This window comes from Aquiflexum gelatinilyticum (assembly GCF_024813435.1).
GTDB classification, from domain to species: Bacteria; Bacteroidota; Bacteroidia; order Cytophagales; family Cyclobacteriaceae; genus Cognataquiflexum; species Cognataquiflexum gelatinilyticum.
Map to the genome: position 1 here is coordinate 38,237 of NZ_JANAEZ010000007.1, position 26,716 is coordinate 64,952.

The following is a 26,716-nucleotide window of genomic DNA, read 5'->3' on the forward strand; positions in this document are numbered from 1 at the left end:
AAATTAAAGAGGAAGGAGTGGAATTGCTATAAATTTTATTTTATCCTAAATACAAAGTCAAAATAGACTAAGTTAAAATGTGTGATGTACTGTTTCTCAGACAAATTCTTTAAATTAATCCCTCCTAACCAAAGCACATTATGAAAAACATATTCCTTTTTATCCTTCTTACTTTTTCCGCAACGGTTGCATTTGGTCAAAAAAAATCCTCCTCAGACAGGTTTTCAGGTCTAGACGCTGAACTCAATGCCTTACTCAAGGATTGGCATGCTGCCGGTTTTGCGGTCGCTGTGGTCGAAAAAGACAAAATCGTCTACTCCAAAGGCTTTGGCTATCGGGATTATGAAAACAAAACTCCCGTCACTCCCAATACAAATTTTGCCATCGGATCAAGCAGCAAGGCATTTACATCCGGTCTTCTTGGCATTTTAAAGGAAGAAGGCAAACTCACATTTGAAGACAGCCCCATCAAGCACATTCCTGAATTGAGATTCAAAAATGCCGAAATGAATGAACTTATCACCATCCGGGACATCATGACACACCGTACGGGTCTTCCGAGACATGATATCAGCTGGTATCTTTTTTCCACTAATTCCCGGGATAGTCTCATGCAAAGGATAGCCTACCAAGAACCATTCGCCAAAGTCAGAGAAAGATGGTATTATAACAACTTCATGTTTCTAGCCCAAGGTGTAATCGCCGAGCGCATCACAGGAAAAAGTTGGGAAGAAAATATTGACTTGCATTTCTTCCAACCTTTGGAAATGAAAACCTCAAGCACAGATATCGATGGGCTCAAAAACGGAAAAGAAGCCTCTTTTGGCTACCAAGTCAAAAATGATTCTGTCATCAAAAAAATGGATTACTATGACATCGCCGCAATGGGACCTGCCGGCAGTATCAATAGCAATGTCACCGAAATGTCTAATTGGGTCATGACATGGATCAACGGTGGCAAGTTCAAAGACAAACAAATCCTTCCAGAATCTTATGTCAAAGAAGCCATGAGTTCTCAAATGGTCATGAGCGGTGGAGTCCCTGACAAAGAGTTTCCGGATTTGCACATGAGTAGCTATGGCTATGGATGGATGATGTCTTCTTACAAAGGCCACTACCGGGTCGAACATGGTGGCAATATCGATGGGTTTTCTGCTAATGTGAGTTTCTTCCCATCAGATAGTATCGGCATCATAGTACTAGCCAATCAAAACGGCTCGGTCATCCCGAGTCTGGCACGCAATATCATCAGTGACAGGGTGCTGAAAGAAACGAGAACCGATTGGAATAAAACCTACAAGGAACGCTCTGACAAAGCCAAAGCAGCCGAGAAAGAAGCTTTGGCGACCAAAACCTCTTCTCAAAAAACAGGAACCAAACCTTCTCATCTTTTGGTAGAATATACCGGAGATTACTCAAATCCCGGATATGGTACCTTGGACATTTACTTTAAAAACGATTCTCTTTTTGCCAAGGCCGGAAAAAACAACATGTGGCTGAAGCATTACCATTATGACATTTTTTCTCCTTATCCAGTGGTGGAAGGCAAGGTAGATACGGTCGGTGGATTTGGGCTTCAGTTCAACTTCAGGACTAATGACAGCGGGGAGATTTCTTCTTTTGTTTCCAAGCTTGAGCCTGCGATAGACCCTCTCGAATTCAAAAGGACGCCAAAAGGGGTCATCATGGACAAAGCTGAATTGGAAAAATATGTGGGCGATTACGAACTGCCTGGAATATTAGCCAAAGTTTATATCAAAGGAGAAAATACCCTCTACCTGCTAGTCCCGGGTCAACCTGAATACGAGCTTCTCCCGCTGGAAAAGCACAAATTTGCTTTAAAAGTCTTAGATGGCTTCAAACTGGAATTTGTGGAAGGAGAATCAGGGAATATTGCTGAGGTATTGTTTGTCCAGCCCAACGGGACATTTAAGGCAAAAAGAAAGTGAAACAAAAATGAATGATGGTGGGGTGATTATCCCACCATCTTTTTTTTTAATCTAAAGGCTCCCCTCATAAGCATATACTAAAAACCACCTGTTGCCACGAAGTTCAAACCTCCTCTTGGAGGAAAATTTGGTGCCTTCAATCCAAAGTGTCTGTTCAAAATATTTTTTCTTTTTCTTTATTTTGGTCTTAAACTGCGTCGTGTCGACCTGATAAATCCTTGTCCGCATCAGTTCCCAATTGTCAGCAGTCCAAGGAATTTCCTCCATTCCCTCGGCCCTTAATCCTTGAAGGGGAAATATGATTCTTGACATTTGAAAGGCCGAATCGGAGTGAAAACGTTCATAAAAAACAGGAAATTCTTCAGGGGGAGTTCCTTGGATTTTGACCATGCCTTTGGGTTTGCCTTGGGCTAAGCCGTCTGAAAAAGTAAAAATTACATTGAAAAATACCAAGAAAGCCAAGACTTGCCTACAGTGATTTTTCATTTGAAATAATTTTCAAAAAGGGACAGGGTGAAATGGACTCATACGAAAAACTTATCCAACCAAACTTGTTTTTCCTATTAATTGTCCAAATTCTATAACAAATTTGAGATTGTCAAGTGCTTATGCCAAATATCCTTTTGAATTAGGTTTAGAATTCAAAATTACGCTGTTTTTTTAATCCTCCCCTATTTTTATGCCTTGGATATTGATTCATCCTATTTTTTAAAATAAAAAAACCGACCCTTCACAGCGTCGGTTCCAAGAAAATGGTTGATTGGCTTTTATCCATAAATTTCTTCTAACGCCTGTGCCAAACGGATTCCCGCAGCGGTCAGTCTTTCCTCTACATGGTGGTAATGTTTGTAGATGTATTCATAGCCTATGCGGCCATTTTCAGGAATATCATACATATCAGGCCTCATTGCGGCGGCTTCTTTTAACCAGTCTGCAGGAACTGTATTGGTGTATTTTTGGATCAAAACCGGGTTGATCCTCTTCTGCAATTCAGTGGCTATTTCTGTGTAGCTCATTTTTTTTCCTTCGATCAGGTCGGAATCCCAAATAGCATGTATGTTGGTCTCTTTGTTGAAAAAACTGACCTTGACATCATTTCCTCCTCGGTCGCCTGGCTTTCCCACATGAAAGGGCTGATGTAAATCCCCTGTGATGTGAATCAACATCCGTAATTGGTCTCTTTCCTCATCCGGAGAAAGTCCGCCTTTTTTAAGGTTTTCCTTGATTCTCAAAAATGCTTCGTAGGCATCCCCGTTTTTTTCCTGAATGGCAGGATCATAATTCCCATCGGCAGTTGTCACCCAATGCCAGGTGTTGGTATAATCGTATTTTTTGTCAGAGCGGATATTGTCCATCCAGACTCCGACACCTGAGATAGACTGATGCTGAAGTATCTCCTCCACCTTTTTTACAGTCTTTGGTTTCATCTGCCATTCTGCAAGTTTTCCGATCACATAGTGACCGATTGGCCCCCAAGCGAATGACTGGGTAGTCAATGTCAGAGAAATCAGCAAAGTCAGGATAATTGATCTGTTACTTTTCATTTCTATTTTGAAATTAAGTGGAAATACAATTTAAATACTTGAGATATAAGGTTGAAATACAATAGAAATAAGATTGATATATTTCAGCTTGTTTCAATTCTGCTTCTTATTAAATCACAAAGATCCTAGCTCATTGATTGCAATCCAAGCCATTAGACCTGCTCCGATTTCCAAAGCATCTTCATCTATGTCAAAAGTGGGGGTATGGACTCCTGAAACAATTCCTTTGGATTCGTTTCTTGTTCCCAACCGATAGAAGCATCCATCAATCTCCTGAGTATAATAAGAGAAATCTTCAGCTGCCATCCAGATATCAAGGTCTACTACATTTTCTTGTCCAAGGTATTGGATTGCAGCTTCTTGGGCTCTCGCAGTAAGTGCCTCGGCATTTTTAAGAAAGGGATAGCCTCTTCGTACTTCAAAATCAAGTTCTCCTCCCATACCTTCTACAATACCTTTGGCTATGTTCACCATATGACCATGGGCTTTGGCACGCCATTCTTCATTTAGTGTCCGGAAGGTGCCTTGTATTTTCACTTCATTGGGAATAATATTGGTTGCACCCAAAGCCTCCACTCTACCAAATGAAAGTACAGATGGGATTTTTGGGGAAGCATTTCTACTAACCACTTGTTGCAAAGCAACAATCATGTGTGAAGCTATCAAAACAGGATCGACCAAAGTTTCCGGCATGGCACCATGACCACCTTTTCCTTTGACAGTGATATATAATTCATCCGCACTTGCCATATACATCCCTTTTCTGAAACCTACTTTTCCCACAGGGATAAATGGCATCACATGCTGTCCGATGATCCCTGAAGGTCTTGGATTTTCTAAGGCTTTGTCTTTGATCATCAGGGAAGCTCCTCCGGGAATAAGTTCTTCACCGGGCTGAAAAATAAGTTTAACAGTTCCCTCAAATTGGTCCTTGATTTCATTTAGGATTTTGGCAGCACCAAGAAGTGACGCCGTATGAACATCATGTCCACAGGCATGCATCACACCGGGAATGGTAGATTTGTAGGAAACATCATTCTGTTCCACAATCGGCAAAGCATCCATATCTCCTCTTAGCGCAATTACTTTTTTGGATGGGCTATTTCCTTCGATGATGGCAAGAATTCCGGTTCCTGCTTTGTGTTCAATTTGATTGATACCAAAACCTCTAAGCTGTTTCTCTACGAAAGCAGCCGTCTGGAATTCCTGAAAAGAAAGTTCCGGATTGGCATGCAAATGCCTCCTGTTGGCTATAAATTCTGATTTATAAGCTGCCGCTAATTCCTTAATTCTGTTGTTGACCATCCGTAACCGGTTCAGGAATGACGTATCCTTCTCTCAAAAACCTGTCTTGAATGATTCTCGAAGAAGGAAAATTTTCTTTCAATTGGTGGTAATAAGTAAGGGCTTCGATTCTGTTGACAAACTTTCCCACCTTGACAAGGTACCGTGGCTGTTGGTATTGCATGTCTGTTTTAAAATCAGGAAAAAAGGTGAACAAGTCATTTCTTGTTTTGAATGCCAAGTCCCTGTCAATACCGCTGTAAACCAAAACTGTATATCCACTCCAATACATTTCTGCTTTATTGGCCTCCTTGAGGTTATTTAGTGCGATTTCCAGGTCTGCATCTGCTGTTTCAACATCACCTTCATACTTGGTAGTGGTTTCTGCTTTTGCGACCTGTTCCTCCAGGTCAGGATAAATTACCCTTGAGTCATCTAAATCCTCATTGTAATTTTCATATTCACTTGAGGGTGAAGCAGTCTTTTTTATGAGTCCGCAGGAGCTCATCAAAATTACCGGAAATATCAAAATCAGGAGTGACCTTTTCATGATGCTTTTGTTAATGTTCTATGACCACACATTTGCCTTCAGCAACATCCTGTTCCACGCTTTTAAACTTGACATCCTTCAGTACTTTGCCATCAGGATACTGTACAGACACCTTGTCATTTCTGCCATATACCTTTTCAGATTTTCTTGGCGCAACGATCTGTGGTGGAGCCGTTCGATTAGCAACAGCCGCCGCAGCTTGTCTGCCTCCACCAGGATTTAAGCTGCTGCCAACTTCCTCTTTGGATGCTTTTACATGAGCTTCTTCCCTTCTTGGAGCCTGTGCTGCCCTAACTTGATTTGGGTCTTGGGCAGGGAGATCTGCTTTCGCTATGAATGAAATGGTATCTTCATTGAGTTTGCCTACAAAGCGCTTGAACATTTCAAATGCTTCAAACTTATAAATCAAAAGAGGATCTTTTTGTTCATAAACCGCATTCTGAACAGATTGCTTCAAATCATCCATGTCACGGAGATGCTCTTTCCAATTTTGGTCAATGATTGCCAAAGTGACATTTTTCTCGATATTTCTGATCAAATCCCTTCCTTCGTTTTTCACTGCTGATTCAAGATTGACAACAACCCCAATTTGTTTGAATCCATCTGAAATTGGAACCATGATTTCTTTTACAGTGGCCCCTCGGTTGGTATAAACATCTTTCAAAACGGGGAGTGCTTTGTTGACAATAGTCTCATTTTTCCCTACATAATGCTGATATGCTGCATCGAACAACTGTTGGGTAAGAACTCCTGTGTCTTTGGATTTCAGGTCATCTGCACTAAATGGATGGTCTATGCCCAATGAACTGTAGATGTTCATCCTCAAATTATCCGCATCTTCGGTGGACTTGCCCATCTGTATGATATCAAAGCAGACATCATACATCACATTGAGAATATCCAATTCCAGACGCTCTCCTTTGAGAGCATTTCTTCTTCTCTTGTAGACTACCTCTCTTTGGGAATTCATGACATCGTCATATTCCAAAAGTCTCTTTCTTACGCCAAAGTTATTTTCCTCCACCTTCCTCTGTGCTCTTTCGATGGATTTGGTAATCATAGAATGCTGGATGACTTCACCTTCTTCCAAGCCCATGCGGTCCATGAGTTTTGCGATCCTGTCCGAACCGAACATCCGCATCAGGTTGTCTTCCAAAGAGACGAAGAACTGGGAAGAACCCACATCCCCCTGACGTCCTGAACGTCCACGAAGCTGGCGGTCAACACGTCTCGACTCGTGTCTCTCTGTACCGACGATAGCAAGTCCACCGGCTTTCCTTGATTCCGGAGTTAATTTGATATCTGTACCACGACCGGCCATGTTGGTAGCGATGGTCACGGTTCCGGGTTTTCCTGCTTCTGCGACAATGTCTGCTTCTCTGGCATGTTGCTTGGCATTCAATACCTGGTGCTGGATTTTGCGGATAGTAAGCATCCTACTCAAGACTTCCGAAATCTCCACTGAAGTCGTACCCACCAATACTGGTCTTCCTGCTTTGGTCAGTTCCACAATTTCGTCCGCCACTGCATTGAATTTCTCCCTGACAGTTTTGTATACTTTATCTTCCCGGTCTTCCCTGATAATGTTTCTGTTGGTAGGGATCACCACCACATCGAGTTTATAAATCGTCCAGAATTCTCCTGCTTCCGTCTCCGCAGTACCCGTCATACCTGCAAGCTTGTGGTACATTCTGAAGTAATTTTGGAGTGTAATGGTCGCATACGTCTGTGTGGCGTCTTCCACTTTCACATTTTCTTTGGCTTCGATCGCCTGATGGAGTCCGTCAGAATACCTTCTTCCTTCCATCACACGGCCTGTCTGCTCATCGACGATCTTCACCTTACCATCCACCAAGATATATTCGGTATCCTTCTCAAACATACAATATGCCTTGAGCAATTGGTTAACAGTATGGATTCTTTGTGCTTTTACGCCGTAATCTTTGATCAGCTCTTCTTTCCTGATGAGTTTTTCTTTGTCGTCGATGTCAGGATTTTTCTCCATTTCGGCGATTTCCATACCGATATCAGGAAGGATAAAGAAGGTTGGATTTTCATTCTTTTGGGTAATGACCTCGATGCCGTTATCAGTAAGCTCGATGCCATTGGTCTTTTCTTCGATGGTAAACAACAGAGGTTGATCGGCCTCCGGCATCATTCTCTTGTTGTCTTGGAGGTAATAATTCTCGGTTTTTTGAAGGATTACCCTGATACCCGGCTCAGACAGGAACTTGATCAAAGGCTTGTATTTTGGCATACCTCTGTACGCTCTGAAAAGCGGTAAGCCTGCCTCTTTTTCATTTCCTTCTTGGATCAATTTTTTGGCCTGATTGAGGAATCCCTGCACAAGTTTGCGTTGCTCATCTACGAGCGTGGCGACCCTTGGCTTCATTTCCATAAACTCATGCTCGTCTCCGCGGGGAACAGGTCCTGAGATGATCAAAGGAGTCCTTGCATCATCGATCAAAACCGAATCCACTTCGTCAATCATGGCATAATGGTGTTTGCCCTGAACAAGATCACCGGCTTCCCGTGCCATGTTGTCTCTCAGGTAATCAAAGCCGAACTCGTTGTTTGTCCCATAGACAATGTCACAGGCATAAGCTTTCTTTCTGGCTTCTGAGTTAGGCTGATACTTATCTATACAATCTACTGTAAGTCCATGAAATTCAAAAAGCGGGGCATTCCATTCGGAGTCCCTTTTGGCCAAATAATCATTGACAGTAACAATGTGAACGCCCCTGCCTGAAAGTGCATTGAGGTAAGCAGGAAGTGTTGACACCAAAGTCTTTCCTTCACCTGTAGCCATTTCTGCTATTTTACCTTTGTGAAGCACCATCCCGCCGATAAGCTGTACGTCATAATGGACCATGTCCCAAACGACTTCAGTTCCTGCGGCCATCCATTTGTTGTGCCAAATGGCATTATCTCCTTGGATTTCAATGTTGGATTTTTTGGCTGCAAGTTCCTGATCTCTCAATGTAGCCTTCACGACCAACTTTCCGTTTTCTTTGAATCTTCTTGCTGTCTCTTTGACTACTGCAAAAGCATCTACCAAGACCTTTTCCAAAACGACTTCCAATGCTTCGTCTCTTGATTTTTCAGTCTTCTCTATTTCGGTAAACAGGGCATCTTTTTCATGGACCTTATCCGGGGCCAAGGATAGGATTTTTTCCCTGAAAGCAGCTATTTTATCATCAAAGGGTTTCAAATCAGCATTGATGGTCGCTTTGATTTCTCCTGTTTTTGCCCTTAAGTTCTCATCACTGAGGCTTTGCAATTTCTTAAAGGCTTCATTGATCAGGGGAACTTTAGGACTCAATTCCTTGACATCTCTATCTGACTTGGTACCGAAAACTTTTGCCAGTCCTTTGGCTATAAAATCTAACATAAGGTATTTTGTATCTAATAAGGGGTAAAATTACTTCGTTTTTCTTAATTATAGTAATCAACAGGAAGATATGAGCGCGGAGAATGGGAGATATACTTTTGCAAATATGTATCTGCCAATCTCAAATTACCCGGTACTTCACATGGCTTAAATTTCAATCTTTCCTGCAAACACCTGTTCAGCAGGGCCTATTAGCCAAATGTCCCGAAAACTTCCATCTGCACTTTCTGTGAACCTGACCTTGAGATTTCCTCCTGGTGTTTTGATTTTTACTTCATGTAGCTCATGCTGATAGCCATATACCAATGCACATGCTGTAACGCCCGTCCCGCATGAAAGGGTCTCGTTTTCCACACCTCTCTCGTAAGTCCGGACATGGATTTCATCTTTTCCCAAAGGAGTAACAAAATTGACATTTGTGCCCTTTGGGGCATATTTATCGCTATATCGGATTGTTTTTCCTTCTTCAAAGACCGGATAATCAGAGATATTTTCCACAAATCTCACATGGTGGGGCGAGCCTGTATTGACAAAATAATCCTGACCGGAATTGGCAAGGCTAAGGACGGGACGCATTTCCAATTCAATCCAATCCCCGGCGACTACCGCCTGGTGTTCCCCATCGATGGCGAGAAAATTTGTTTTTTGGTCTATGATTCCCAAGAAACCTGCAAAGGCAACTGCACACCTTGCGCCGTTTCCACACATACTCTGTGACCCATCAGCATTGAAATACACCATCTCAAAATCATGCTCCTCCGCATCTCTGATCAGAATCAATCCGTCAGCACCAATTCCGAATTTGCGGTCACAGAGTCTTTGGATCAAGGAAAGATCCCTATCAGGAAAAATGTCAGCCCGGTCATCGATCATCACAAAATCGTTACCCGTTCCCTGATATTTATAAAATGAAATTTCCATAGACATTGGCTTTCATTGAAAGAAATTGATTGGATTCAAAAACCAAACCAACATATTTTGGTTTCACAAACATAAACATCTTGTCACAAAATCAGACTTATTGTCTGCTTTTAGGTTTCATTATCTGGTCGAATTGGTTAACTTGTTGGTCGATTCAATTTTGAAAATCCATAAAAAGGAAATAACTCTCTATGAAAAAGACGACTTACAACGTTTCAAGAAGAACCTTCATAAGCCACAGTTCCAAAGCCACTATTGCCTTGGGAATAGGCAGTTCGCTCGTCGGTTCAGCATTTTTGACCGCATGCGGCGGTGAAGGAGAAGAAACCGAAGAGGCATCTATCTTGCTCAGCACGGGTTTTGAACAAACTCCGTTAGGGTATGATTATGCAGCTCTTGAGCCCCATATCGATGCCATGACCATGGAAATCCACTATACCAAACATGCTGCTGCTTATGCCAAAAATCTGGGTGAAGCTGCTTCAGAGGAAGGTGTAGATGTCAGCAAACCCCTTGAAGAGGTAATGATGAATATTTCCAAATTTTCAACAAAAATGAGAAACAACGGGGGCGGGCATTATAACCACGAATTGTATTGGAAAATCATGTCTCCGACAGGTGGCGGTGAGCCAGGAGGAGATTTATCAGAAGCCATTAACGGCGCTTTCGGAAGTTTTGCAGATTTCAAAACCAAATTTGAAGATGCAGGAAAAGGAAGATTCGGTTCAGGTTGGGCATGGCTTGTCTTGGACAAAAACAACCTGCTTCAGATCGGAAGTACGCCAAATCAGGACAATCCACTGATGGACGTTTCAGATTTTCAGGGAATTCCATTGGTAGGAGTGGATGTGTGGGAGCATGCTTATTACCTCAATTATCAAAACAGAAGACCTGACTACTTAGCAGCATTCTGGAATGTGATTGACTGGAAAGCTGTCGGTGATCGTTACAACACGATCGTGAAAGGAGCTTAAGAATTCATTCCATATTTTAAGAAAGAAACGGGGTTTTACAGCTCCGTTTTTTTATTTTGCAGCCTTCAAAACAAACAAAAAACACCGCCATGCAAGATCCCAAAAGCCTCACTTCTGTCGCAGCTTTTCATCAAACATTCAAACACCCGATTTTGCCTGAGCCACAAATTCCCGATGCCAAGCGCTGTCAGTTGCGGGTTTCACTGATAGCCGAGGAACTCAAAGAACTTGAAGAAGGAATCAAAAACAGGGACATCGTAGAAATAGCAGATGCACTTTGTGACATCCAATATGTGTTGTCCGGAGCCATTTTGGAATTTGGATTGGCGGATAAATTCAAAGCCTTGTTTGACGAAGTGCAACGCTCCAACATGAGCAAAGCATGCAAAACAATAGCCGAAGCAGAACAAACCGTTAGCCACTATCAAAACCAAGGCGTGGATTGTCATTATGAAAAAGAAGGCGAACTTTTCCTAGTCTACAGGAAGGAAGACAGAAAAACCCTGAAATCAATAAATTATTCACCGGCGGACCTAAAAGGAATAATTGGCTAGGTATTTGGGTATAAAAAGTTAATTCTCCTTAATTTCCTAAAACAAACTGTTAAATATTCGGAAATACGGCCAAGTTTGGCGTACTTGGAACAGATTAAAATTTTATTTATCCTGCATTCTGCTGTTGAATTTAATTTTCGTCACCCCAGCCAGTTGAATTGCTCAAGTAAAAAATCACAATTGAATTACTAAATAAGTATGAATACATCCTTAAAGTTTCTTGATTCAGGAAACTCCCAGTTTTTTGTTACCGTCAAAAAACGAGTTGACGACTATTTCAAAGAAAACAATATTACAAAATACGCCAATACGGCGATGGTAGTAAAAACCATATTTTACCTTACCTCATTTGTAGGCTTGTATTTCTTGATCTTGTTCGAAGTATTCCCGACGATTGTATCGTTGTTTTTGGCGATAGCTTTGGGAATGAACATGGCTTTTATTGGATTCAATGTCTGCCATGATGCCCTCCACGGATCCTATTCCAAAAATGCCTTTGTCAATAAATCCCTTGGGTTCATTTTCAACATCATAGGTGCCAATGTGTATGTCTGGAACATTACCCATAACAAAGTCCACCACACCTATACCAATATCATCGGTCATGACGGGGACTTGGATGTAGCTCCGGGTTTGGTCAGGGTTTCTCCTGAAGAACCTCTCAAACCGATCCACAAATACCAGCACATTTATGCATTTGCTTTGTACTCTTTGGCTTCGTTGTCTTGGTTTTTTAGAAAAGACTATGTGAAGTTCTTCCAAAAGAACATCGGTACCCACGTCAATAAGCATCCTAAAATCGAATATTTCAACCTGTTCTTTTACAAAATAGTCTATTACACCTTATTTATCATAATTCCACTGGTAGTGATGGACATCACTTGGTGGCAGTTTATGATCGGGTTCTTAGTCATGAATTTTGCTGAAGGACTTGTATTGGGCTTGGTATTCCAATTGGCACACTTGGTGGAAGATACCGAAATGCCAAATCCACAAGGCGATGAAAACATAGAAGAGACCTGGGCGGCACACCAAATGAGAACCACAGCCAATTTTGCAAGAAAGAATCCTGTTGTGAATTTTCTTTGTGGCGGATTGAATCTGCAGGTGGAACACCACCTATTCCCAAAAATCTGCCATATCCATTATGTAGAAATATCAGAAATCGTCAAAGAAACTGCAGAGGAATTTGGCTTACCGTATAATGAAAATGCCACCTTTGGTTCTGCGCTCAAATCTCACTATGATTTCCTAAAAGCAGCAGGAAGGGCTTCGGAAAAAGAAGTCGTTTCGGAGAAAATTGAGGTAATGGCTTAGAATTAAAATTCTAATTTAATCCCATAAAAAAATCCCAGTCAGGTATTCCTGACCGGGATTTTTGTTTTACTGAATAAAGGCTGGTCAACCAAAGTTCTTCATCGCATGATGGGCAGCCCGCGCCGCAAAAGCCATGTAAGTCAAGGATGGGTTTTGCGTAGCAGTGGAAGTCATTGAAGCTCCGTCGGTTACATAGACATTGGGCACTGAGTGAAGTTGATGGTTGCCATTTAGCAAAGAAGTCTTTGGATCTTTTCCCATCCTTACGCCGCCCATCTCGTGGATATCCAATCCCGGGGCACGCTTGTCGTCACGGGTTTTGATATTGGTGAAGCCTGCTTTTTCAAACATCTCTGTCATCTGCTCCAAGTAATCCTTGATCATTTTCTCATCATTGTCATCGTAATCAACATTGATTTTCAACTGAGCCATGCCAAAAGGATCTTTCTGATTCGGATCCAACGCTACATAATTGCTTTCCTTAGGAATGGTCTCCCCCATCATGTGTGATCCAACATTCCAAGGTCCGTATTTATCCGGATTGAGCAAGTTTTCTTTGAGTTCCATACCGATAGCGTTTTGGTCAGCATAAGATCCCCTGTTGGCTCCGAATCCGGCTGCATAACCACGCAAGAAATCAGTCTCCTGTGTTTTGAGATTTCTGAATCGTGGAAAATACCCTGAAGTTGGTCTTCCGCCTTGGGTGGTATATTCCAAGTGACCTTCATATTGGGCGGAGATTCCTGCGCGGTAATTATGAAAAGCGACATATTTACCTAACAGACCGCTGTCGTTGCCAAGTCCGTTTGGAAAACGGGTCGAAGTAGAATTCAACAGGATCAGGTTGGTATTCAATGCAGCCGCATTGACAAAAATGACATCGGCAAAATATTCCTCCATTTCTTTGGTATGGGCATCGATGACCCTGACACCGGTTGCCTTGCCTTTTTCTTCATCATAAATGATGGAATGTACTACCGCATCAGTCCTCAAAGTCATATTTCCGGTCTTTTCGGCCCAAGGAATGGTGGATGAATTGGCCGAGAAATAGCCTCCGAAAGGACAGCCCCTCTGACAGAGATTTCTGCTTTGACATTTGGCCCTTCCTTGTTGGGCGTAATAATCAAAATTACCGGTGATGTGGGCACAGCGAGCCAAAATCATGTGGCGCTCATCTCCATAATGCTCCTTGAGTTTGCCTTGAAAATATTCCTCCACAACGTTCAGCGGAAAACCTGGCAAAAATTCACCGTCCGGTAAACTTGCCAATCCGTCTTTGTTGCCCGAAACTCCCGCAAACTTTTCAACATGGCTGTACCAAGGTGCGAGGTCTTTGTACCTGATCGGCCAGTCTACAGCAAAACCGTCTCTTGCCGGACCTTCAAAATCAAAGTCCGACCAACGCTGAACCTGTCTTGCCCAAAGCAAAGACTTGCCTCCGACCTGATATCCACGGATCCAGTCAAAGGGCTTTTCTTGTACATAGGGGTGTTCATTGTCTTTGACAAAGAAATGCGCCGCATCTTCCCTGAAAGCATAACAGCGGCTGACGATCGGGTTTTCTTTTTGGATTTCTTGGGTAAGCTGTCCCAGGTGTTCAAACTCGTAGGGAAGCATGCTTGTGGTGGGATAATCCTTGATATGCTTCACATCGCGGCCTCTTTCGATGACCAAAGTTTTTACACCATGTTCGGTAAGCTCCTTTGCCGCCCAACTCCCTGATAAGCCAGAGCCAATGACAATGGCTTGGAAAGTTCTTTCTTTTACTGCGTCTATATTGAGATTAGCCATTGATTCTTTCGGGTTTGAGGTCTGAGATTAATACTGCTCCCTGATAATCCCCGGGAATCAGGGAATAGGGTTTCACTTGGGTTTGGATATATTCTGACATCATAAATCCCTGTACGGTGAAGCGCTTGGCCATTCCGATAAAGTCTTTGGTGGTTTTCTGAGTATCTTCAGGCTTGGTGTTTTCGGGCAATTCTATTTCCAAAGCAGCTTTCACCACTGCTTCACGGCCTGCCTGATCCAATTTTGAAAAGGCGGTTCCCCCGCTTTTTTTACTGAAATCTTCAAATCCCTGTAGTCCCTGCATGAAGGATTTCTGACCTTCTACATCAATGCAATCATTGACCATGACAAGGATAAAGTCCTGAACTTCTATGTCTGCAGCACTTTTGATGCTTCCAGCCGGGATGATAGTTCCGGCAATATCTTTCAACAAAGTTTGGAGCGAAGGGGTAATTTGGAGGTTTTGGTAGGCGGCGAGGATGTCTTCCTTGGAGAAATCACAGGATGGCACCAACACCAAACCACCGGTAATCAAGGCAAGGCTCCGGAGGGCGTCTCTTCTTTTCATGGTAAGGTCATTAGGGTTGAATTAGTATCAAGGTAAAAAGGTAAAACGATTTAGTGAAATTTCATAACCTATTTATATAAAGGAAATGTGGGCTTGTTTGGAGCATAATTTAATGAATGATATTTGGTGGAAAAACTTAGCCTGTTTGATAGATAAACTTTAAAAATATGAGTTTAAAAATTATTTAGTACTCTTTTAATTTCAACTCTAGGTGTACCAAAATTTATCAATAAACCGAAATCCATGTTACAGGCTTTGAGGTAATTTAGTATTTGGGCCAGGTGGATGTCCTCCAATGCTTTGGTAGCTTTTAATTCCAAAATAATTTTATTTTCAACTAATAAATCTGCAAAATATTCTCCCACTACCTTAACCTCATAAAAGACCTCCAAGGGATATTGTTGCTTTACATTGAACCCACTTTTTGTCAATTCATAGGATAGGGCATTTTGATAAACTTTTTCCAAGAAACCATTTCCCAAAGTATTTGAAACTCTAAAACATTTCCCGATAATCTCCTTGGTGATTAGATTGATTTCCTCCATTGTCTTTAAGTTTTTTAATGAATAAAAATATCAAACAAATTCAAATTGATTATGAAATTAGTCGACTAATGTCGTTTAGGAAAAAAATTAAACCACAGATGGACACAGATTTGCACAGATGCTTGGACTTATTTTTCAATTTTCCATCCAACCGCAATTTTTGAATACAATTATCCAAAGCAAAAGATATGATTAGATTTTTTTATCTGTGTTCATCTGTGAAATCTGTGGTGAAGCATAAGTTTTTACCACAGATGGACACAGATGAACACAGATTTCTTACATAATCTACAATTCATCGATTCAGTCACTTTCCGCTTACAATCCTCTAAAGGATAAAGAAAAAATTAATAAGGTTATTTTTTATCTGTGCTCATCTGTGAAAATCTGTGGTTTAAAAATTAAGCCCTCACTTCGTTATCGCCCCGACCTCGGCAAAAGAAGCAGGCTGGTTATCTGTTGTGGAAAGGGATTTGAGTTTGATGAAGCGGACTGAGGACGACGCAAACCTGACCACCTGCTCGATGGGATTGTTCTTGATGTTTGAAAACTCCCCTGAGGTCAAAGTCTTCCAGGATTTTCCATCTACACTTCCTTCAAAAACATATTTCGAAATGACCCCACTCATAAACCTATTCTGTGGAGGCCAATAGGTAAAACCATTGATGGTAATGGATTCTCCCAAGTCAATGACTACTTCGTTTTGCTCACTTGCCCAAAAGGTCTGTGAATCTTCGTCAATCACTTTTGTAGCCTTTTCGTCTTGGTTGATCACTTTCCACTTGGCTTTGGGGATATCAAGGTGACGGACCAAAACCTCACTTTTCTTTCCACTTTGACTGTCAAAGGCCATAGCTTTAAGGGTGGTTGGTTCAGAAACGGCTATCGGATTTTCATATTTGTTACTGTTTTCATTGGGTTCTGAACCATCCATGGTATAGTAAATTCCCACTCCTTTTTCAGGAACTTGGAGTGTAACTTCTCCGGTTTTGGACCTGATCAACTCCGGTTCCGTGACGAGTTTTGGCGCATAGAATATGCCGATATTGGAAATTGTCGGACTGGCTTTTGCATCGGTGATTGTAAACCGAACTTGCTTCGCCAGGATGTCATCAAACCTCAAAATCCTCTTGATCCCCACCGTGGTTCCCTGATAGATTTGCTCCCAACCTTTTTCTGTTTCCACTTCCAAAGTAAAAGACTTGATGCGCTGTCCCAAAGGAATATATTCCTGTGCCACAAACCTGTTGATCAAAGTCGGTTCAGACAAGGTCAAAACAATACTGCTCTCAATTACCCCATCTTCCGTAGCCCAATAGCTTTCCTTGTCCTCATCAGTGATGTTAATTGCTTCAAATCCTTTTCCCCGCTCATTGGTTGCTGATACTTTGCCGGTTTTTGCAAGGTCGACAGCAAAATCTTCCCTGATTTTATCCGCCAGTTTCATAATCTGCTCCACGTCTTTTTCGTGGATCAAACCCCGTCTATCCACAGGAAAGTTGATGAGCAAAGAACTGTTTTGACCGATGCTCTTGTAATAAATCTCCAACAACTGTGGCAAAGTCCGGACTTTATGGTCTTCATATTCGTGGTAATACCAACCCGGCCTAATTGAGACATCTGACTCAGCCGGAACCCAATGCGTCCCATTTTCTTGGCCTGAAGCAAATCTCTCCGGATAGTCAGGCATCCCGGCGTAAACAGAATCCCGCATCAGATTTCCCCATGTGGTCTCGTAGGCAAATCCATGTTCATTGCCAACCCAACGTACGTCGGGTCCACCATCGCTGAACATCACGGCTCCGGGCTGTAATTCACGGACAAGGTTATACGTGTTTTCCCAATCGTAATATGTCAACTTATCCACTGTCCGCACTTCATTGGCCCCGCCATAATAGCCGTCACCGCCATTTGCCCCGTCAAACCAGACTTCAAAAATATCCCCATAATTGCTCAGCAGTTCGGTCAACTGATTTCGCATGTAGGTGATGTATTCAGGTTTGCCATAGTCGGCATGGTTGCGGTCCCAAGGGGAATAATAAATCCCGAATTTCAGCCCGTATTCCTTACAGGCCTCCGACAGTTCACGGATCAGGTCACCCTTGCCATCTCTCCAAGGAGAATTTTTTACAGAATGCTCGGTGTAGGCGGAAGGCCAAAGACAAAAACCATCATGGTGCTTTGCCGTAATGATGATCCCTTTCATTCCTGCTTCTTTGGCAACTTTTGCCCATTGCCTTGTATCCAAAGCAGTCGGGTTGAATTCAGAAGGAAGTTCATCGCCCATTCCCCATTCCATATCCGAAAAAGTGTTCATGTTGAAATGCACAAAAGCGTAGAATTCCAACTCATGCCAAGCAAGTTGCCTCGTTGAGGGAATTGGCTCTACGGGAGCCGGAGGGTTTACTTCTTTACCTTCACAGGCCAAAAGAATCAAAAGTGGGAGGAGGTATTTTTTCATCATAATTTATTTAAAAGGAATATTAACAAAAAATCTTCAAAAGGTTGATGACATTTTTTGATTGATTCGATGAGGTCTTAACAAACAATATTTCCGATGAAGAACCTCAAATTTTTACTAGCCCTTTTTATTTTCATATCTCTTGTAAGTTCCTGTAATGAGGAAGAAATCAACCCCAATCCCAATCCCGGTACCGGTCCGGTTCTAACGGTTTTTCCAACCACAGATGTCAATGTGATATTACCCTCAGGAACGTCCATTGATCTTTCAAAAACAAAACTCCTTTCGGGTTTTGCTGAATTTCCTGTGGATAACGCCGGTAAATCCAAAGTTAGGTTCGCTACGGGCTCAACGAAATTGGCTTTTTTGGTCGATGAAACAGGGAATTCTCTCATGATGGGATTCATCACCGATAACAAGAAAGAAATATCCATTGAAACCACGGCTTCTGTTTTGGTTTACTTTGGATTGGGAATTTCACTTCAGCCTGCGGAAATTACTGAGAAATTTTTGCAAGGATATCCTACAATGGAGGGCATGCCGGAATTCACCCAAACAATTTCAGAAGAATTCTCAAAAAATCCGGAAATGATCAGTAACGGAGGATACATCAATTCCCTTACTGACTACCTTTCCACTTTTGCTCCGGCAGATACGATTGACATCCGTGCCAAGCAAATCCAGGTTGATCCCAATGGTTTTAAAAGCGGCATTCAGGTGTATGAATTGGATCATCAAAACGTCCAAATTAGAAACCAATACCGAAGAAGGGCCCATGCCTTTGCATATAAAACGGCTTTCAAAGATAAAGATGGAGTGGAAACCGTGATCAAAGATAGGATCGGCGGTACAGATACTTCTGAAAAAGATATACCGGTCAGCCCTACGGGCGCCATCACTTCTTTCACAGGAACACTTAGGGATTGGGCTTTAGGCAAAGGTCCTGAATTTGCCATGACTGAAAATGGACCTGTAAACCTTCCCATAAAGGATAATGAATCTGAGGCAACTTATAAAGTACGGATAGTAGGTCCAGGTGCAGGTAATCTTGGTGGACTCAGTTTGACGAGCGCAGAAAGGGATAAACTTAACCGATTGGTACTCGAAACCTTTGCCATGGATTTTTTCCTTCCGTTTATTTTTGATGTGATCGGAATGAAGGATGTGCTTTCTATCCCTCAATCCAATTTTACAACCTTGATCACTGCCATAGACAATTTTGTAAAAACCACTCCAATCATTGAAAAATTGTTGGAAGATGGGGATTATGGAAAAGCATTAAAAGAAACAATGTTTTTGGGACTCAACGAAGGTGGAAATGCTGCATTTGATGCAATGGTAAATCGAGTTGCTTTGCTCGGCCTAGGAATGATCCAAGCCGCGAAACCAGGGACAGTGACTGAATCTGCTGAGGAAATAGGCAAAAAGGCCAAAACACTGCTAAACGCAATGAAATACGCTGACATCCTTATCAAGGTGGTGGATTACAATAGGCTTATGAACCATATAGCCATGTCGGATTACAATGCGGAATTTACTGCCAAAGTAAAGGCTGACGACCTGGTGATGACACCTAGGGAGGAAACTATCACTACTTCCAAATATTATTCAGTCAAGGTAGAAACCAAGACAACCTTGGCAGATGGAGAATCCTTTGTCTACAAATGGTCAACACCAGGCAAATTTATATACCTATGGCACCAAAGCAAAAAAAGTACTGAGGTAGAAACAAGTACTCCAACCATGACTTACAGAAGTGACACTAAAGCGGCAGACCTTTCCGATGACAACAATCCTGACCTTATCAAAGTAGAGGTATTTACCAAAAAAGGAACAACGCTGACAAGGATCGGTGATGCCGAAGCCAATATCAATGTCAAGAAGCTTAAGCTCGTCATGAAGCCTGACAATATCACACTGAAAGGAGGGCAAAGTGTGAGGCTATACCTTGAGCGGACAGATGGGGTAAATGACATCATACCCAATGGGGCCCTTGATTACAAAGTGGAATGGGAGACAGCCGGTGCTTATGGGAAATTTAACGGCAGACTAAGAAGTGCCACTACTATGGGTAATGCTTTGAATTATGAAGTGCTTGATGATGAGGTAAGAGACGCAAAGGAAACAATCACTGCCCGGGTTTATTTCAAAGCCAAAGATGACAACAATTGGACATTGAGAGAAACAGTGAAAGGGGTGATCAAAATCGACAACGACCCAAATAAAATCATCCTGGATATTGCCTTAGAAACCAGATCATGGAACAATAGCACCGATAAGAGTTGCAACGTGGGAACAAATATGATGGCAGTCGTTCCGGTACACCCCAAAGCCAAAAAATACACTGTCACATTTTACGGGTTCAAAAAAGCCTCGTCGTGGGAAAACAGAACCAGCAGTTGGCTTCCAGGCCAAACACCTCCTGTTACTTATGGCTTTCCAGGTGCAGGTCCAAATCAAATCGTTGGAGGAAACTACTATTTTACTATCGGAAGGTCTTGGGGGTCTGGCCCTATGAGTTCTTCTTGCGGTTCCTCAATACCAAGATATGAGGCAGAATATGCAAAATACGGAGGAAGGGCAAATATTGTGATTGAAATTGAAGATTAAGGTCCGGCATTATTACAATATTTTCCATAAATTTCACTAATTTCATTTTGGCCAAATCTTCAAAGACTTATTCTCATTTGGGATCCTTTAAAGATTTGGCCAACAAGTTTCTCCCTTGGTATTTTCAAAAATGAACCTCAACCGGAATCTTTTTTTTCTTATAGTTTTTGCCTTTAGCATACCGGAAAGTTTTGGTCAGGTCGGGCAAAAGGGATTGGAATGGATTGACTGGGCTTTGGAAGAAAAAAACTACCTCCAAGCTGACTCCGCTTTGAAAGCACAAATAAAATCCATTTACCAGGAGGGGCTGATCGATTCCCTTCCCTTGTATACTTCTTATATCGGAAGGGTCGAAACAGAAAAATCCGGCCAAAAAAACGGGATCGCCAAAGTCCAAAAGTTTATCTCTGATTTTCTTTCCCAAAAACAATCCACAAAACTCAACATCCAAATCCACCGTGAGGCTGCGGGATTTTATGAATACATCGGGGAATTGGAACTTGCCTATCAAGCCAACCAATCTGCTTTTGATTGGGGACAAAAAGATCCCGAAATCACTTTCAAAGAATTGGGCAAAATCCAAAACAACATGGCCACACTTTCCCTGTATCTTGGCAACCGCGTCCAAGCCAAAGTCCATGTCCACAAGGCTATTTCACTTTACCATCAAGAACCAAAATTAGATGCCGAATCCCTATACCTCAGCTACAATGCATTGGGAAATATCCATTGGTTTGGGGCAAGGATGGATTCGGCAAAGTATTTTTATTTGGAAGCACTCAAGCAGTTTGAATCCATGGAAGATACCCCGCGGAACAAGCATTACCGGCCTGCGATGGTATTGAATAACCTGTCTGCTGTACAATCAGCTTTAGGCAAATCATCAGCAAGTATTCTCTCCCTAGAGCAAACGATTGACCACTTAACCTCTTACATCAAAGCAATGACCGATGTGCAGGAAATCAATAAAGGAAAGGAATTTCAATACCAAGCAATAGATAATCTTGCCGGCAAACACAAAGAACTTGGCAATTATTCCCGCGCCAAAGACCTTCTGGAATATGCCTATGAGCAAAAGAAAGCAAGCTTTGGTCCTGAAAGTCCCGAAGTATTCAAGTCACAGATTCTCCTCGGACAATTATATTATGACATCCTTGAATTTGAATTGGCAGAAAATTTCCTTCTTGAGGGACTTGCGCTTATAGATAAACTTGGCGGAGAATATTTTTTTTGGCAGGCAGATGCTTATTATGCTTTGGCCAGAATCAAAGATGTCCAAGAGGAAAATGAGGATGCGCTTCATTTTTACCAATTGGCTGACCGCGTTTTTCAAACCTTTACCGAAGGGGAATTTGATGATATCTATCTTGGTTTTTTGACCAATTCCTCCCTGTTTTATGCAGAAACAGGATTGGCAAGAGAGGCAAAGACCACTGCCAAAAGAGGTCTTGATTATGTCATCCAAAATCAGGGAAAGAACAGCCTGCTTGCTTTCAACCAAATCCTGAACCTTGCCGACATCCATTACTTGCTGCATGAATATCAAGAATCCCTAAGGCTCAGCGATGAAGCACTTCAGGTAATCGATGGAAGGTATGATTCGCAGATGACCTGGCTCGATTCTATACAGACCGAAACCAAAAAGTCCCGGGCCATCCTCATCCAGGTAAAATCAGCTTATCAGCTTGAGCCTTCAAAGGATGAATATTTCCTGTTGAACCAAAAGTCAAAAATGGACAAGGCCATTTTGATTTTGGAAAGAAGAAAAACTGCGATCGGTACTGAAGAAGACTTGAACTTACTGCTTTCAGAAAACAGAGACCTGTTTGACTTTTCTAAGAAAATAGACCTTGAACTGCATGAACTTACCGGAAATGAAAAATACCTTGATGATTTTTTGAGCAAACATGAATCCTCCATTTACAATAAAGTCCGGGCAAGGTTGCAGAAAGTGGACAACATTAAGTTTGCCGACATTCCCGATGAAATCCAAGAAAAAGAGTCTTTTCTCAAAACCAACCTTCAACAAGCTCTCAACCAAGAATCTCCTGGCATCAGCCCATTTCTCAAAGCAAACCAAGAATGGGAAGAATACCTTGGCATGCTGAAAACAACCTATCCGGCATATTTCCAGTTTAGATATGGCAATATTTTAAGTTCCATAGACGATATCCGGAAAAATATCCCTGCAAAAACTACCGTAGTCAGGTACATTTTTGTCGGAGAAAATCTTGCCGCAGTCGTCATGGACCAAAACCAAAAAAGGCTTGTTGCCTTGGATTTTGCACCAGTACAAAACCATATTCAGGAACTTCAAGCCAATTGGAACAATGAGGAGGTGATTTTCCAAATACTGGAGGAGCTACATTCAGCGCTTTGGAAACCTTTGGAATCCTATATCCAAAGCCCAAAGCTCATCATCATCCCGGATGGACAGCTTTTTAACCTGAGTTTCGAGATCTTGACACCTCAAAAGATCAGTGCTTACAGTGAATTTGCCACAAAAAGCCTATTGGCAAAACATAGCATCAGTTATCACTACAGTTCCCTTCTTATTCAAAAACCAAAGCCGGAGACTGGTTTCAAATCCAATTTTGTGGCATTTGCTCCGGGGTTTTTTGACAAAATGAAATCGGAATACCTGTCCAGCTTAAAAGATTCCTTATACATGGACAAAGCGTACCTGACATTAATTCCTCAGCCTTTCACTTTGGCTTTGGTCAAAAAGGTAAAATCCCTTTTCGGAGGATCCTTGTTTGTAGAAGACGAATCCACGGTCTCCCGCTTCAAAGAAACAGCAGGTATGAACAGGATCATTCACATAGGAACACATGCCGAATCCAATAACCTCAGCCCTGCCTATTCAAAGCTCATCTTTTCCAAAGAAGCAAAAGAAGAAAGTTTTCCCGAAGAAAATTCCTTGTATGCTTTTGACATATACAACATTGACCTAAGGGCAAAATTGGCTGTTTTGACAGCTTGCGAAACAGGCAAGAATACTTTCGATCCAGGTGAAGGAATGGTATCTTTAGCCCATGCATTCAACTATGCAGGGAGCGAAAGTTTGCTGATTGGGCTTTGGCAGATAGACGAAAAGGCAAGTAGCATCATCGTGGAGGAATTTTACAAAAACCTATCAGAAGGATTGGACAAAGCTGAAGCACTCCAAAAAGCCAAACTAAATTACCTCTCTATTTCCAAAGGAAGAGAATTGTCCCCTGATTTTTGGGCAGGCTTGATCCTGATGGGAGACCCGAGTCCTTTGGTTTTTGAAAAATCCATTGGGAAATGGTGGTACCTCATGGTCTTTGTGGCTTTAGGTCTTTTGCTGATCGGTTGGAGAAAGTACGGGAAAGAAAATATGAAATAAATGGAAGTGGAAATGATGACATTTTGAAGATGTTTCGATGTCTGATTAAAAATCCATTGCTCACCAAAATCTTTTCACCATGAAATCTCAATCCTTAACCAAAACTTTGTTTCGCGCCATCGTCTTTTTTGGCATTTTACCGATTTACTTTTGGTCATGCAGTCCAAAAGAAGACACTGACCCCACTCCAGCCAAGCCTGTAACTCAGGTGGACATTCCGGTGATTGATGGGAAAATAGAAGCTTTTTTGGCTGCCCAAAAAATCCCCGGGGCATCTCTTGCCATTTCTAAAAACGGTAAATTAGTCTACAAAAAAGGGTATGGAAAAGCCGATGTGGAAGGCAATGTGGACATGACCACCAACCACCGCATGCGGGTGGCGAGTGTGTCCAAGACTTTTACCGGAGTGGCTATTATGAGATTGGTTCAGGCAGGCAAATTGAACCTTGACGACAAAGTATTTGGAGCTGACGGAATTTTGGGTACCACCTACGGAACCAAAGCCTATAATGACCGGGTAAAAAGCGTAACTGTGAAAAACCTCCTTCAAATGACAACAGGAGGCTGGGTTTTACCCAATGACCGGGATGCCATCGATTCGAATCCTGCGATGAACACTACCGCTTTTTTCAATTGGATGATGGACAATGCGGTTTTAAAATACAATCCTGGTTCCCAATATTGGTACATCAATACCAACTACTTCATCGCTGCAAGAATCGTCGAAAAGGTTTCGGGGAAGTCTTTTTACCAATTTATGAAAGATGATTTTCTCACTCCACTTGGGATCAATTCGGCAGTATATGGAAAATCGGCCATGACAAACCTTCATCCCGATGAGACCAAATATTACGGGCAAGGAGCATTAAAAGGATATGAATATAACCTCAATATTGAAAGAAGGGATGGAGATGGTGGATTGGTAATCAGTGCCCCGGATTTGTTGAAGTTTATTTTGGCCATAGACGGCAATCCAAGTCGCCCGGATATTTTGGATGCCTCCACTTTTCAAAAATTCATTGAAGGTTCAGGACCGGCACCATTGAATCCCAACTTCGGCAACGGAATCCTAAAATGGAATACCAGGTTTCTATTTTATGGTGCACTTCCTGGTACCCGGTCTTCTTACATGACAGAAAACAATGGCATGGCTGTGGCATTGATATTCAATGGAAACGCTGATTATACCAACAATTCGGTTTATAACCCATTCGTACAGGCCCATCAGGCACTTTTGGTGGACCTGATTACCAAGGACCTCAATGTTTACCTAGACATTGATCAGTTTTAAGATGAAATTAATTTTTTTATCACTGGGACGACCAACCCTTAATCGGCCAAGTTCTCTTGGCCGATTTTTTTTTGAATAATTGATGACATTTAAGGTTTGTTTCGATGTAAGTATATAAGACTATTAAGAAATTCAGTTTGTAAAAAAGCCGTTAAATAGTATATTTCTGTAATGTTTTGAATCATGCAGGAACCTACTTTTAATCCTTTTACCCAAGATGAATTGATCCTTGGAATCAAGTCAAATGAGCCAAAAGTGCTCAAATGGCTTTACCAATCCCAATACCCAAAAATTGAAAAATATGTGGCAGCCAATAACGGTGATGAAGATCAGGCCAAGGATATATTTCAGGAAGCTTTCATAACAGTTTGGAACAATGTCAGGTCAGATAAATTCATACCCGAAAACGGTACTGCAGTAACAGGATATTTGTATCAAATCGCAAAAAACAAATGGTTGGATTACCTAAGGTCATCCAAATATCAAAAAACCACCAACCTCGATACCAAGCATGACAGGTCTGAGGAGGAGGAAGGAAATTCGGAATCCTTGCAAAGCCAAATGGCCGCAGAATTCAAGAAATTGGGAGAAAACTGCAAGGAAATCCTGAAAAGGTTTTACTTCCAAAAAGAATCCATGGAGACCATTGCAAAGGCTTTCCAGTGGACTGAGGCCACAGCCCGGAACAACAAATACAGGTGCATTCAGCGCCTCAAAGAAAAAATGAATACCCTAAATAATTAGAAAATTGGACTCTAACAATTTATACTCGCAACAGGAATTTGAAAGAATCGAAAGCTACATCCTGGGTCTGATGACCGAAGAAGAAAAGCTTTCCTTTGAATCAGAACTGAAGATTGACCAAAACCTCAAGACCAGATACGAAGACATCAAGGTCCTGTTACAGGAGGTAGAATTGGCTTCTTTGAAGGACAGCATGGAAGTGTTCCATGCCGAATTGAAATCTTCCACCCCGGTAGGCCCGATCAATTCCAAAAAACCATTTACCTGGAAGCCACTTGCCGTAGCTGCTTCCCTGCTTTTTCTATTGGCGATTACGCTTTGGGTCTTTTTGGGCAATACCAATGAGAATGAAAAATTATTCACGGCCTATTACCAACCGGATCCCGGGATGGTGACAGCGATGGGTACCAATTCTAATTATGAATTTGACCGCGGTATGGTGGATTACAAAACCGGGGATTATCAGGCAGCCATCACAAGGTGGGAAAAACTATTGGCACAAAAACCACATAACGATACCCTCAATTACTTCCTTGGCTCTGCGCTCCTCGCTGTAGGTGATGATAAACTTGCCCTACCATTCCTTCAAAAAACTCTTGAAACCGAAAGCGGAATTTTCCTAAAAGAGGCATCTTGGTATCTTGGGCTCGCCTATCTAAAATCAGGAAATAATGCCGAAGCATTAAAATACCTCCAAAATTCAGGAAGGGAAGAAGCTGCTGAAATTATTGAAAAACTGAAATAAGCCATTTTGTGACTTCTTCACAAAGCAATTTCGGCAATGTTTTTCCAGTAAAATTTTTTCGAAGAAGAGAGCAATTTGGAATTTTTAGGCATCAATCCCTTCAAATT

19 protein-coding genes are annotated in these 26,716 nt (G+C 41.9%); 9 read left to right on the forward strand and 10 right to left on the reverse strand.

What is annotated here, in order from left to right; translation table 11 throughout:
• Positions 1–140: 140 nt before the first annotated feature.
• Positions 141–1,949 (forward strand): serine hydrolase, encoded by a 1,809-nt coding sequence (locus NK987_RS15180; protein ID WP_259264534.1) that lies wholly within the window; start codon positions 141–143, stop codon positions 1,947–1,949.
• Between the two features lie 51 nt (positions 1,950–2,000).
• Here NK987_RS15180 and NK987_RS15185 read toward each other — a convergent pair whose 3' ends face one another.
• The 6 genes from NK987_RS15185 to dapF all read right to left on the reverse strand — a co-directional run bounded on the left by NK987_RS15185 (position 2,001) and on the right by dapF (position 9,639).
• Positions 2,001–2,435 carry a DUF4348 domain-containing protein gene (locus tag NK987_RS15185; protein WP_259264535.1) on the reverse strand — a complete coding sequence of 145 codons (435 nt, stop codon included), beginning with the start codon at positions 2,433–2,435 and terminating at the stop codon, positions 2,001–2,003.
• Between the two features lie 281 nt (positions 2,436–2,716).
• Positions 2,717–3,493: a S1/P1 nuclease gene (locus NK987_RS15190; protein ID WP_259264536.1), complete on the reverse strand. Its 777-nt coding sequence runs from the start codon at positions 3,491–3,493 to the stop codon at positions 2,717–2,719.
• Between the two features lie 114 nt (positions 3,494–3,607).
• On the reverse strand, positions 3,608–4,798 hold the full coding sequence (locus NK987_RS15195; protein WP_259264537.1) for a M20 metallopeptidase family protein: 1,191 nt from the start codon (positions 4,796–4,798) through the stop codon (positions 3,608–3,610).
• Positions 4,779–5,327 carry a hypothetical protein gene (locus NK987_RS15200; protein WP_259264538.1) on the reverse strand — a complete coding sequence of 183 codons (549 nt, stop codon included), beginning with the start codon at positions 5,325–5,327 and terminating at the stop codon, positions 4,779–4,781. The genes NK987_RS15195 and NK987_RS15200 overlap by 20 nt, the downstream gene beginning before the upstream one ends.
• Before the next feature lie 10 nt (positions 5,328–5,337).
• The gene (gene secA / locus NK987_RS15205; protein ID WP_259264539.1) at positions 5,338–8,718 is read right to left on the reverse strand and encodes a preprotein translocase subunit SecA; all 3,381 of its coding nucleotides are present in this window, start codon (positions 8,716–8,718) and stop codon (positions 5,338–5,340) included.
• Positions 8,719–8,865: 147 nt separating this feature from the next.
• The gene (gene dapF / locus NK987_RS15210; RefSeq protein WP_259264540.1) at positions 8,866–9,639 is read right to left on the reverse strand and encodes a diaminopimelate epimerase; all 774 of its coding nucleotides are present in this window, start codon (positions 9,637–9,639) and stop codon (positions 8,866–8,868) included.
• A gap of 191 nt (positions 9,640–9,830) precedes the next feature.
• On the opposite strand from dapF, the gene NK987_RS15215 reads away from it, so the two are divergent.
• The 3 genes from NK987_RS15215 (at position 9,831) to NK987_RS15225 (ending at position 12,484) form a co-directional block, all read left to right on the forward strand.
• Positions 9,831–10,613 carry a superoxide dismutase gene (locus NK987_RS15215; RefSeq protein ID WP_259264541.1) on the forward strand — a complete coding sequence of 261 codons (783 nt, stop codon included), beginning with the start codon at positions 9,831–9,833 and terminating at the stop codon, positions 10,611–10,613.
• Between the two features lie 89 nt (positions 10,614–10,702).
• Complete coding sequence (locus tag NK987_RS15220) at positions 10,703–11,167, forward strand: nucleoside triphosphate pyrophosphohydrolase family protein (RefSeq protein WP_259264542.1); 465 nt, start codon at positions 10,703–10,705, stop codon at positions 11,165–11,167.
• A gap of 198 nt (positions 11,168–11,365) precedes the next feature.
• A complete protein-coding gene (locus NK987_RS15225) occupies positions 11,366–12,484 on the forward strand; it encodes a fatty acid desaturase family protein (protein WP_259264543.1) in 1,119 nt (372 codons plus the stop codon).
• Positions 12,485–12,568: 84 nt separating this feature from the next.
• Here NK987_RS15225 and NK987_RS15230 read toward each other — a convergent pair whose 3' ends face one another.
• The 4 genes from NK987_RS15230 to NK987_RS15245 all read right to left on the reverse strand — a co-directional run bounded on the left by NK987_RS15230 (position 12,569) and on the right by NK987_RS15245 (position 17,849).
• On the reverse strand, positions 12,569–14,275 hold the full coding sequence (locus NK987_RS15230) for a GMC oxidoreductase (RefSeq protein ID WP_259264544.1): 1,707 nt from the start codon (positions 14,273–14,275) through the stop codon (positions 12,569–12,571).
• Positions 14,268–14,843 (reverse strand): gluconate 2-dehydrogenase subunit 3 family protein, encoded by a 576-nt coding sequence (locus tag NK987_RS15235; protein WP_259264545.1) that lies wholly within the window; start codon positions 14,841–14,843, stop codon positions 14,268–14,270. The genes NK987_RS15230 and NK987_RS15235 overlap by 8 nt, the downstream gene beginning before the upstream one ends.
• A 173-nt stretch (positions 14,844–15,016) precedes the next feature.
• A complete protein-coding gene (locus tag NK987_RS15240) occupies positions 15,017–15,388 on the reverse strand; it encodes a GxxExxY protein (RefSeq protein WP_259264546.1) in 372 nt (123 codons plus the stop codon).
• A 409-nt stretch (positions 15,389–15,797) separates the two neighbouring features.
• On the reverse strand, positions 15,798–17,849 hold the full coding sequence (locus tag NK987_RS15245; protein WP_259264703.1) for an alpha-L-fucosidase: 2,052 nt from the start codon (positions 17,847–17,849) through the stop codon (positions 15,798–15,800).
• 96 nt (positions 17,850–17,945) lie between these two features.
• Here NK987_RS15245 and NK987_RS15250 point away from each other — a divergent pair, with 96 nt between their 5' ends.
• The 5 genes from NK987_RS15250 to NK987_RS15270 all read left to right on the forward strand — a co-directional run bounded on the left by NK987_RS15250 (position 17,946) and on the right by NK987_RS15270 (position 26,609).
• Positions 17,946–20,459: a hypothetical protein gene (locus NK987_RS15250; protein WP_259264547.1), complete on the forward strand. Its 2,514-nt coding sequence runs from the start codon at positions 17,946–17,948 to the stop codon at positions 20,457–20,459.
• 130 nt (positions 20,460–20,589) lie between these two features.
• Positions 20,590–23,829 carry a CHAT domain-containing protein gene (locus NK987_RS15255; protein ID WP_259264548.1) on the forward strand — a complete coding sequence of 1,080 codons (3,240 nt, stop codon included), beginning with the start codon at positions 20,590–20,592 and terminating at the stop codon, positions 23,827–23,829.
• A 79-nt stretch (positions 23,830–23,908) separates the two neighbouring features.
• Positions 23,909–25,120, forward strand: coding sequence for a serine hydrolase domain-containing protein (locus NK987_RS15260; protein WP_259264549.1), 1,212 nt, complete (start codon positions 23,909–23,911; stop codon positions 25,118–25,120).
• Between the two features lie 183 nt (positions 25,121–25,303).
• Positions 25,304–25,864, forward strand: a complete 561-nt coding sequence (locus NK987_RS15265; RefSeq protein WP_259264550.1) for an RNA polymerase sigma factor — start codon at positions 25,304–25,306, stop codon at positions 25,862–25,864.
• Positions 25,865–25,868: 4 nt separating this feature from the next.
• Complete coding sequence (locus tag NK987_RS15270) at positions 25,869–26,609, forward strand: tetratricopeptide repeat protein (protein ID WP_259264551.1); 741 nt, start codon at positions 25,869–25,871, stop codon at positions 26,607–26,609.
• The last annotated feature ends 107 nt before the right edge of the window (positions 26,610–26,716 follow it).